8 protein-coding genes are annotated in these 9,610 nt (G+C 71.2%); 6 read left to right on the plus strand and 2 right to left on the minus strand.

Translation table 11 applies throughout. The features are described 5' to 3' along the window. On the minus strand, nt 1–309 hold a 309-nt coding region (locus ACY0I8_RS13465; protein ID WP_461395168.1), incomplete at its 3' end, for an ABC transporter permease. Beyond that, nucleotides 306–962, minus strand: coding sequence for an ABC transporter ATP-binding protein (locus ACY0I8_RS13470; protein WP_461395169.1), 657 nt, complete (start codon nt 960–962; stop codon nt 306–308). The genes ACY0I8_RS13465 and ACY0I8_RS13470, both read right to left, overlap by 4 nt. 382 nt (nt 963–1,344) lie before the next feature. Here ACY0I8_RS13470 and ACY0I8_RS13475 point away from each other — a divergent pair, with 382 nt between their 5' ends. The 6 genes from ACY0I8_RS13475 to ACY0I8_RS13500 form a co-directional block, all read left to right on the plus strand. Beyond that, the gene (locus ACY0I8_RS13475; RefSeq protein ID WP_459941529.1) at nt 1,345–2,598 is read left to right on the plus strand and encodes a hypothetical protein; all 1,254 of its coding nucleotides are present in this window, start codon (nt 1,345–1,347) and stop codon (nt 2,596–2,598) included. A gap of 29 nt (nt 2,599–2,627) precedes the next feature. Next, nucleotides 2,628–3,086: a cytochrome C gene (locus ACY0I8_RS13480; RefSeq protein ID WP_459941530.1), complete on the plus strand. Its 459-nt coding sequence runs from the start codon at nt 2,628–2,630 to the stop codon at nt 3,084–3,086. Nucleotides 3,087–3,116: 30 nt separating this feature from the next. Next, the gene (locus tag ACY0I8_RS13485) at nt 3,117–4,697 is read left to right on the plus strand and encodes a hypothetical protein (protein WP_459941531.1); all 1,581 of its coding nucleotides are present in this window, start codon (nt 3,117–3,119) and stop codon (nt 4,695–4,697) included. Between the two features lie 134 nt (nt 4,698–4,831). Continuing rightward, nucleotides 4,832–7,447: a carboxypeptidase regulatory-like domain-containing protein gene (locus ACY0I8_RS13490; RefSeq protein ID WP_459941532.1), complete on the plus strand. Its 2,616-nt coding sequence runs from the start codon at nt 4,832–4,834 to the stop codon at nt 7,445–7,447. 123 nt (nt 7,448–7,570) lie between these two features. After that, complete coding sequence (locus ACY0I8_RS13495) at nt 7,571–9,076, plus strand: sensor histidine kinase (protein ID WP_459941533.1); 1,506 nt, start codon at nt 7,571–7,573, stop codon at nt 9,074–9,076. A 19-nt stretch (nt 9,077–9,095) separates the two neighbouring features. Further along, on the plus strand, nt 9,096–9,610 hold a 515-nt coding region (locus tag ACY0I8_RS13500), incomplete at its 3' end, for a sigma-54-dependent transcriptional regulator (RefSeq protein ID WP_461395170.1).

Consider the following 9,610-nt stretch of genomic DNA (forward strand, 5'->3'; position numbering starts at 1 on the left):
CACCGCCAGGGCCCCCAGGCCCCGCAGGAAGAGCCCGGGCGGCGCCGCCTGGACCCGGGCCGTGAGGGTCTGGGCCGCCACGGCGATCATGAGCCCCAGGATCCCCAGCACGAGCCACGGGGTGCCCACCCCGAACACCCACCGGAGCACCAGCCCCAGGGCGAGGAGCTGGGCGTAGGCCCGGGCCGCCGCCACGAGGAGCGACCGGGTGAGCCCTAGGGAGAGGGCGAGCGAAAGCCCGGCCGCCACGGCCAGGAACCCGGCCGCGAGGGCGAGCTGCCAGGGGCCGATGGGCAGCGCGCCCGTCACGGGAGCGCCTCCAGCCGCCCGCCGGCGATCCGGAACCGCCGGGTGACCCCGGGCCACGGCTCGCCGTGTCCGGCCACCACGGCCACCCCGCCCTCGCGCGCGAAGCGCCCCAGCCGCTCCGCCACCCGTTCCGCGGCCTCCGGGTCCAGGTTCGCCGCGGGCTCGTCCAGGAGGAGCACCTCGGGCCGGGCGAGCAGCGCCCGGGCCAGGGCGAGCCGTCCCAGCTGGCCCTGGCTGAGCTCCGCCGTGGGCCGGTCGAGCCCGATCTCCCCGAGGCCCAGGAGGCCGAGTTCCCGCTCCAGGGCGCCGTCGTCCGGCACCGGCCCCCCTCTTCGCACCCGCAACCGCCAGGGGGCCCGCAGGTCCTCGGCCACCGTGGCCCCCAGGGCCACGGGCGGAAACGGCGCGAGCACCACCCGGGCCCGCCACCGGTGGGCCGGGATCCGGGCCGCGTCCTCCCCCCGAAGGAGAAGCCTCCCTTCCCACGGCCCGAGCCGGGCGAGCGCCCGGAGCATCGTCGTTTTCCCGGCGCCCGACGCCCCCCCGATCCAGGCCACCTCCCCCGGCCCCAGGGCGAGGTCCACCCCCTCGACCACGGCGGATCCCCCCGCCCAGGCCCTAAGCCCCCGGGCTTCCAGCACCGGCTTCCCCACGGTTTCCTCCCCGGATCTCGGTTGGCCCGCCACTCTGCCCGCGCGTCTCCGGCCCGTCAAGGCGGCCAGCGGGGTGGTCACGGTCTGATCACCCCCGCAGTCCGGTTTGGTCACGAACTGACCGGCGGCCCTTCTCCGCCCCACAGTACCTTGCTGGAATCTCCTAGTGTTTTCCTGGCGCAACCCCGCGGCACGGAATGTGCTAGAGGGCACAAGCGATACGCACATCGGTTTTCTGGAGAATCGTGCCCTGACCCGCGCGACGGTTCGCCTAAATGGATTTCCGGGAGGCGTAGCCGCGGGCCTGGTTTGGCTTAGCACCCACGTCGGGAACTTTTGGATAGGGGGTTTGTGCGCCCCATAGATAAGGAGGCGGAGCCGGATGAAACGAAGGGCAGGAGCCTGGATCGGCGCCGCGGTGCTGGCGGTCGCACCCGGATGGGGGTACGCGTTGGAGGCGACCGTGACGACCGAGACCATCCTTCGGCATTTGGAGCGGGACACCGAAAACGCCGAGAACGCCAAGGCGTTTCCGGTTTACGAGTACCTCGGGTTGGACCTCGCCGGCATCGGGCCGGTGTCGTTCCACGCCTACGGATGGGGGCGGCACAGCTTCGACGGCGCCGGAGTGTTCGAGGACGATTCGGCCGGCGAACTCCTATACGGGTATCTGCGCTACGCGCCGGAGCAGTGGGACCTGGAGGTCAGGGCCGGGAGGACGTCCCTGTTCTCGGGCCCGGCCAACGAGGTGATCGACGGGGTCGTCGCACGGGCGGGCCTGGCGGGGGGCTTCTCGGTGGAGGCGTTCGGTGGAATGCCCGCGGCGTTCGACGCGTCGGGCGGCCGTTCCGGGGATCGCCTCTGGGGGGCGCGGGTGGCGCATCGCTGGGGTTCGTTGTGGGATCTCGGCGTGTCGTTCCAGGCGGCCGACGACGATGGAGACAGGGTCGAGGAGCTCGCGTCGGCGGACGGGACCGTGCGACTTGGGGATCTGGCCTGCTTGCGAGCCCGCGGCGTGTTCAACACGGCGGACGGGGGGACCCAGGAGGTCACCGCCGAGTTGCCCGTGTACGTTGGGCCGTTCACCCTGACCCCGCGGTTCGAACGGTATGAACTCGAGGCGTTTCCCGAGGCCGCGACCACGCGGTCCGGCCCGCTGGGTTTCCTCCGGACGCAGGACGAAACCCTGGCCCTGTTCGGCCTCGACGCGGAGTGGACGATCGGCGGATCGGCGCAGGTGGGGGCGCGTTGGCGGGAGTACCGCTATACGGAGCGCGATGAAGGCGCCCGCTACGGCGGTCTTTTGGGGGCATTCCCGTTCGGCGAGAGTTCCTGGGTTGGGGCAGAGGTGGGCCGGGCCCAGGGAGACGAGGACGAACACCGGTATGTCCTGGGGCGGGCCTGGGCCTACGCGAGCCGGGGTGTGTGGTTCGGCTCAGCGGACCTTGTGGCGGCCCGTTACGACGAGGAGATCGGGGGAGATCGGAGTTCGGTGTACGGCTCCCTCACCGGCGGAGTTCGGGCGCTTGATGACCGTTTGGAGGCGAGCCTCTCGGCCGACTACAGCGCCGACCCGTACTACGACAAGGACGTCCGAGCCCTGGTGAATCTGAAATGGACCTTTTCGGTGCCCTGAACGGCACCGCCTGCGCGGAGAGCATACCCATGCGAAGAACGGTTCGGTGGATCCCGTTCCTGGTCGCGGTGGCCGCGGTTTCGGCGTGCGCCGTGATGCAAGAGCGCGTGCTCCCGACGGCGCACCCGGAACCCCTGGGCAGAGGGAATCCCGTGTGCACCGAGTGCCACGATCCCGTGGGGGACTCCCTGGCGTACCGCGATTTCGACCACGGCCTGCGATGGGCCGAGGAGCATCGGCTACACGTTAAGGGAAGCGAGGCCGTGTGCGGCATGTGCCATGCCCAGAAGTTCTGCAACGAGTGCCACGCCACCCGCGTGGAGCTGAAGCCTTCCGTGTTCCGGCAGGCGGAGACCTACCGGGCCCTTCCGCACCGGGGCGATTACCTCTCGCGGCACCGCATCGATGCTCGGCTCGATCCCACCTCGTGCTTGCGGTGCCACGGAAATCCCAAGACCGCCAAGAGTTGCGCCCGTTGCCACGGGTGACGCGCCGCCAGGCCTAAGGAGAATCGCAGCATGCGCCAGCTCGTTTCGTGTCTGCTCGGTTTGGGGCTCGTCGGCGCCGTGCTGGCGGGTGGGTGCGCCACTGAGGGCGATCTGCCCGACGGGGCTGCCCACCCCGACGGCTGGGTCTCCCTGCACGCAGGGGAACCGGTCGAGGGCTGCACCGTGTGCCACGGTGCAGATTACCGGGGGAGCGGCCGCGCGCCCGACTGCCTGACCTGCCATCTGGAGGGTCCGCCGTTCCGTGCGCATCCGGCCGACTGGGACGACGTTCTGGCGGACCATCGGGGGTTCGCGAGGGCGTGGTCCTGGACTGGGTGCGCCGCTGCGGCCTGCCACGGCGCCGACCTCAGGGGCAGTTCACTCTCGGGGGCGCCCGGATGTTTCGAGTCCTCGTGTCACGAGGCCGGCCCGCCGGCCCCGCACCCCGCCTCGTACTCCGCCCCGGAAGCCCATGGCCGCGCCGCCCGGGCGAATCTGAGGGAATGCGCCGGGTGCCACGCCAGCCATGGGAACCGGTTCGACGGCGGTTTCGTCGCCGACCACGCCATCCTCGGCCGGCCCGGTGGAGACTGCTCCGGCTGCCACCCGGACGCGGGGGCTCACCCGATCGGGTGGGTTCGGGAGGACGCCGGCGACGGCTACCTCGAGACTCACCGGGGAACTCCTCCGGCCGCCATGGACACCGGGTGTGCCCTGTGCCACGCGGTGGAGGCCGCAGGGGCGTCGCCCCAGCCCGAGGCGCCCGGTTGTTTTTCGGCCACGTTCACGAGCGCGCAGGGGGAATCCGTCGGTTGTCACGGGGATGGCCCCGGCGCCGTCTCCCACCAACTGCCCTTCTCCGCCCCCGAACTCCACGGGCCCGGCGCGGTGGAGGACCTCACGCGCTGCCAGTCGTGCCACGGGGAGCCCGGCACCCGGTCCTTCTCGGGTGGGTTCGTAGGCGTGGGGTGCAGCGAGTGCCACGCGAAGGCCGGAGCCCACCCGGCGCGATGGCAGGGGGCGAACGATCCCGACCCGACCTACGCCGCCTCCCACCGCATCGTGGGCCGGGACGGGCTCGAGGCGTGCGGGCTGTGTCACGGGACGACGACGACGGCCCCGAGCCCCGAACCGGAGGCGCCGAGTTGTTTCGCCCCGTTTTCCGCGGAGACGGCGAGCGCCTGCCATCCGGCGGGGCCCGGCGCTGCCTACCGTCACCCCGAGGGATGGGAGAACGACCATGTGGCCGTGAGCCGGATCGGCGTGGGCTCCTGCCTGGCCGAGTGCCACGCGGACGTGCTTAACGAAGGGGTGCTCCAGCCCGGCACGCCCCCCGGGTGCGCCGACTGCCACCTCGGAGGAGCCGCCACGGACGAGCGACTGGTGCACCCGGACGGCGATCCCATCGGGGCCCGATTTGGCCGGCTACCGGGGGAAGACCTGGAAGCCCACGGGGACTTCGTGAACGACCGGGGCGGCGACGCCACTTCCTGCACCCTTTCGTACTGCCACGGCCCCACCCTCGAGGGGGGACGGGCGCCCCGGAACGGCTCGTGGGGCGACGGTTGGAGTTGCTTCGCCTGTCACGACAAGGTGTGGAACAACCCGTAACGGGTTGCCCGTCGAAAGTCCAAATCGAGGAGGTCTGCATGCGGAAAAACCTGGCGCGCGACCGGCCCAACCGTGGCGGGGGGAGCGGTGAGCGATCGGACGGAATCACCCCTCAAACAAAAGGAGGAGAGGCCATGAGACGAAAGGCAGGACTTTGGAGGTTTGCGTGGGTGCTGGCCCTGGGCGGCGCCCTGGCCCTCGGCGGCTGCGCCGGCGACGACGGCGACGACGGCGCTCCGGGCACCAGCGTGGGCAGCATCACCGGCACCGTGACGAACGAGGCGGCGGGGGCGGCCCTGGAAGGTGTGACCGTGACGGCCGAGCCAGGGGGCCGCACCACCACCACCGACGCCAACGGCGCGTACAGCCTGCCCGACCTGCCCATCGGGCCCTATACCCTCACGTTCGCCAAGGACGGCTTCGCGGCCGAGACGGAAAGCGTGGCGGTCACGGCCGGTGAGACGCGCACCGTGGACGTGGCCCTCGCCCCCGACTCTCCCGTGGTCGTCGACGTCACCCTCGAGGGCGACGCGCAGCCGGGCGCCACGATGACGGCCTCGGTGTCGGTCACACCCTACGATGGGTCCCAGGTCCAGGAGATCCGGGTGACCCAGTCGAACAGCGTGGAGGTCGCGATCGAGAAAAACGAGGACGGTACCTTCACGATCACCCTCCCCGACCGCGACGCCTACAAGGCCGAGCTCCTCAAGGCCCTCGACGAGCCGGCCATCGGCCCGGACGAGTTGCCCGAAAACGTGCCGGTGCCGGAGGAGGGCGAGGGGCGCGAGTTCCTCCTCGACCGGTTCTACGTGTTGGGGATCAACCCCTTCGCCCTGGAGGAGGCCGGCCACGTGGGGCTCACCGTGACCGTCGAGACCACTTCGGGCACCTACACGAAAACGGTGGACATCCACACCGAGCTTCCCTGGAGCCCAGCCGCGGGCCTTCGGAACGCGCCGATCGGCGTGCCGGTGCTTTTGCAGGGGGCGGAGCAGGAGGACTACGACTGGAGCCTCACGGCGCCCAGCGGGTCCGCCGCGCAGTTGGTGGACGCCCAGACCCGGAACCCCGAGTTCACCCCGGACGTGCCGGGCCTCTACGCCGTAACCGAGGCGAACAGCGGGGAAACGCTAGAGATTTACGCCGCCCGGTGGGAAGGTGGCCTCACGGCCCTCGACGGGGACGGCCGGCCGGTGCTTGGGGCCTGCACGGGCTGCCACGATGGGGACCCCGCCACCGCATACCACGAGTTCGAGGAGTGGCCCGCCACCGGCCATGCCGAGATCTTCACGGACAACCTGAACCGGGGCTCCGCGGGCCATTACGGCGAGGGGTGCTTCGTCTGCCACACCGTGGGGTGGGACGACGCCGCCGCGAATGCCGGGTTCGACGATCTCGCGACCTATGACCTGTTTTTGGAGGAGTTCTTCCCCGAGGGGCACCCGGCGGGCGGGAGCGACAATTTCAACCAATTCCTGCAGAACTTTCCGGAGATCGCCCGGCTTTCCAACATCCAGTGCGAGAACTGCCATGGCCCCAACGGGGCGGGTGGGGCCCACACGAACGGCATCGGAAACCGGGTGAGCTTGTCCTCCGATTTGTGCGCCGTGTGCCACGGCGAGCCGCTGCGCCACGCCCGGTTCCAGCAGTGGCAGCTGAGCGGCCACGCAAACATGGAACTCGCCCTGGAGGAGGGGACGCGCGGAAGCTGTGCCCGATGCCATACGGCCAACGGCTTTATCGCTTGGGCAGAGCTGGGGTTCGATCCGGGCGAGACGCCGGAGGTGGCTTGGACCCCGGACGAGATCCAGCCCCAGACCTGCGTGGCCTGCCACGACCCCCACGCCATCGGCACCCAGTCGGGCACGGGCGGCGGCAACGCCACGGTGCGCGTGCAGAACGACACCCCGGAGCTGGCCGCCGGGTACCGGGTGGTGAACGCGGGGCGGGGTGCCATCTGCATGGTGTGCCACAACACCCGCCGGGGTGAGGTGGTGGAGCAGGATCTGGACGAGGTCATCGTGAACGGCCGTGCCCCCCATGGCGGGGCCCAGGCCGATGTGCTCATGGGCCAGAACGCCTTCTTCGTGGAGGTGGGCGTGCGGGGCAAGCACAGCCTGATCGAGGACACCTGCGCCAACTGCCACATGGTGCAGACCCCCCCACCGGACCTCCTGGCGTACAATCGGGGCGGCACGAACCACACCTTCTACGCGAGCAAGGACATCTGCGCGAACTGCCACACCTCGATCACGGCCGAGGAGATGGAAAACACCGTGGGCGTGGAGGTCGACCTGCTGGGTGAAGCCCTGCGCCAGAAGATCGCCGAGCTCCTGATGGCCTACGTTGACCAGGGGCTTACCGTCACCTTGACGAACATGACCGACCCGGCGGACGAAAGCGCTACACTGGATGACGTGATCCTGCAAACCGGTGATCAGGTCGAGGTGACCCACTTCGCGGACTCCCACGGCCGCCAGGCGATGGACGTGAAGGTCACGCGCGGCGGGGAGGAGATCGTGTACGGGCACCTCCAGCTGCGGCACGTGAACGTGGAGGACGGGACCCTGTTGACCTACGGCGCCGCCGACGGCGAGGGCCCGGGTGAGCTCATCGCCAAGGCGGGGTGGAACTACCTCCTCATCGAGAACGACGGAAGCCACGGCATCCACAACCCGAGCTTCGCCGTGGCCGTGGTAACCCAGGCCCGCCGGGTCGTCGAGGGCATCGAGGCGCCGGCCGGCGAGTGATCGCCCGGGTGGCGAGCCGAAAGGCACGTGTGCGAAAGGGTGCGTAATGGGAACGCGGCGGGCCCCTCGGGGCCCGCCGTTTTGTTGGGGCTTTGCTCCGGGGTCGAGGACGGGTAGGCTGGCATGATGGCAAGGGAAGGGCAGCACCCCCGACGGTTGGGGCTCTTCGAGATGCTGGTGCTCCTTTTGGCCTCGGTGACGATCGGGGGGGCCGGGTTCACCGCGGTGGCGCTGTACCGGACGACCCAGGACCTCCTCCTGCGAAGCCTGGAGGTGCGTGCCCGGGCCGCCGCGGGCTTCGGGGCCCTGCTCGCCGCCGACGCCCTCGCCGAGGGAAACCCCGGCCGGATGACTCGATACGTGGAGGGCATGGCCCGGAACAGCCCGGAAACCTGGGTGGCCGCGCTGGTGTTCGACGCGGCCGGGGTGCTCGTAGCGCGGGGGGGCGACGTGGACACGGGTGTTCTGTCGCTGGCCCGGCGCGCCCTGGCACGGCCCGGCACGCCGGTCTGGAGCCCCGGTCGAAGACCGGATGGGATGGTGGCCTGCGCCGTTCCGGCGGAAACCGGCCGGGAGATCGGAGGGCACTACGTCCTCCTGGGCCGCCTCGGGCCGGAGGCCCCCCACCTTTCGGCTGTGCGCCGGTACGGGGTGGGAGTGGCCGCGGTCATGGGCTGCGGGCTCCTGGCTTCGTTACTGCTGGTCCGCTGGCTCGCGGGGCCCATCGAGCGGCTCGAGGCCGTGGTGGGGCGGGTGCGGGAGGGCGACCTCTCGGTGCGGGCCGAAGAGGGCGCCTGGGGCGAGGCCGGGCGGTTGGCCCGGGGGGTGAACGCCATGCTCGACCGGATCGAGCGGCTGGTGGCCGAGGTGCGAGACGCCGAGGCCCGGGCCCGGCGGGCCGAGGAGCTCCAGAGCCTCGCCCACCTCGGGGGCGGGCTCGCCCACGAGATCAAGAACCCCCTGACCACGGTGCGTCTCCTCATCGAGTCCATGGTCCGGGAGGCCCGGGACGGGGGAGAGCGGATCGAGGTGGCCCGCCAGGACCTGGAGCTCCTGGCGAGCCAGGTGGCGAAGATCGACGAGGTGCTCGAGGAGTTCGTGGCCTACGCCCGGCCGCGGCCGCTCAGGCCCGGGTCGGTGGACCTGGGGGACGTGTTCGGGGCCGTGGTGGAGGCCCAGGCCGTGGCGGCCCGGGAGCGGGGGGTGCGCCTGCAGGCGTTCCCCGGCCCGCCGGCGAGGGTGTGGGCCGACCGGCAGCGGTTGGAGCAGGCGCTGACCAACCTGGTGGCAAACGCGCTGGCCCATTCGCCTCCCGGCGGAACGGTGCGGGTGGGATGGTCCGGGGGTGACGGCCGGTTCACCCTGTGGGTCGAGGACGAGGGCGAGGGGATCCCCGAGGAGATCCGGGGCCGGATCTTCGAGCCGTTTTTCTCGAAGCGGGAGGGGGGCATGGGCCTGGGGCTGAGCATCGTGCGCTCGGCCGTGCTCCAGCACGGCTGGGAGATCGAGGTGGAGGACACCGCGGCCGGCGGGGCGCGGTTCGTGATCCGGGGGGAAACCGGCGTGGACGACGGGGAAGGGGCCGGGCCGGAATCCGCCTCCCAGCCTCCCGGCCTCCCAGCTTCCTAGCCTTCGAGCCGAGGTAGCCATGGGCATCGTGCTCTTGGTGGACGACGACCCGGGCATCCGGTACTCCTTCGGCCGGGCCCTGGGGGAGGACTACGAGGTGCGGGCCGCGGCCACGGCCGAGGAGGGGCTCGCCGCCGTGGAGGCCGACCCCGAGGCGGTGGACCTCGTGCTCCTGGACATCCGGATGCCGGGCCGCGACGGGTTCTGGCTCCTGGACCGGCTGCGGGAGGGGTTTCCGAACCTGCCGGTGGTCATGGTCACGGCCTACGGCGACACCGAGACCGCCATCGAGGCCATGAAACGGGGGGCCTACGACTACCTGGTGAAGCCCTTCGACGTGGCCCACGTACGGGCGCTCATCGAGGCGGCCCGCAAGCAACGGGCCCTCACCCGGTCGGCGGTGTCCCTCGGGCCCGACGCGCCGTCGCCCGGCGACCGGATCATCGGGAACTCCCCGGCCATGGTCGAGGTGTACAAGCGCATCGGCCAGATCGCCGCCACCACGCTCCCCTGCCTCATCACCGGCGAGACCGG

The sequence above is a fragment of the Deferrisoma sp. genome, from assembly GCF_054681715.1.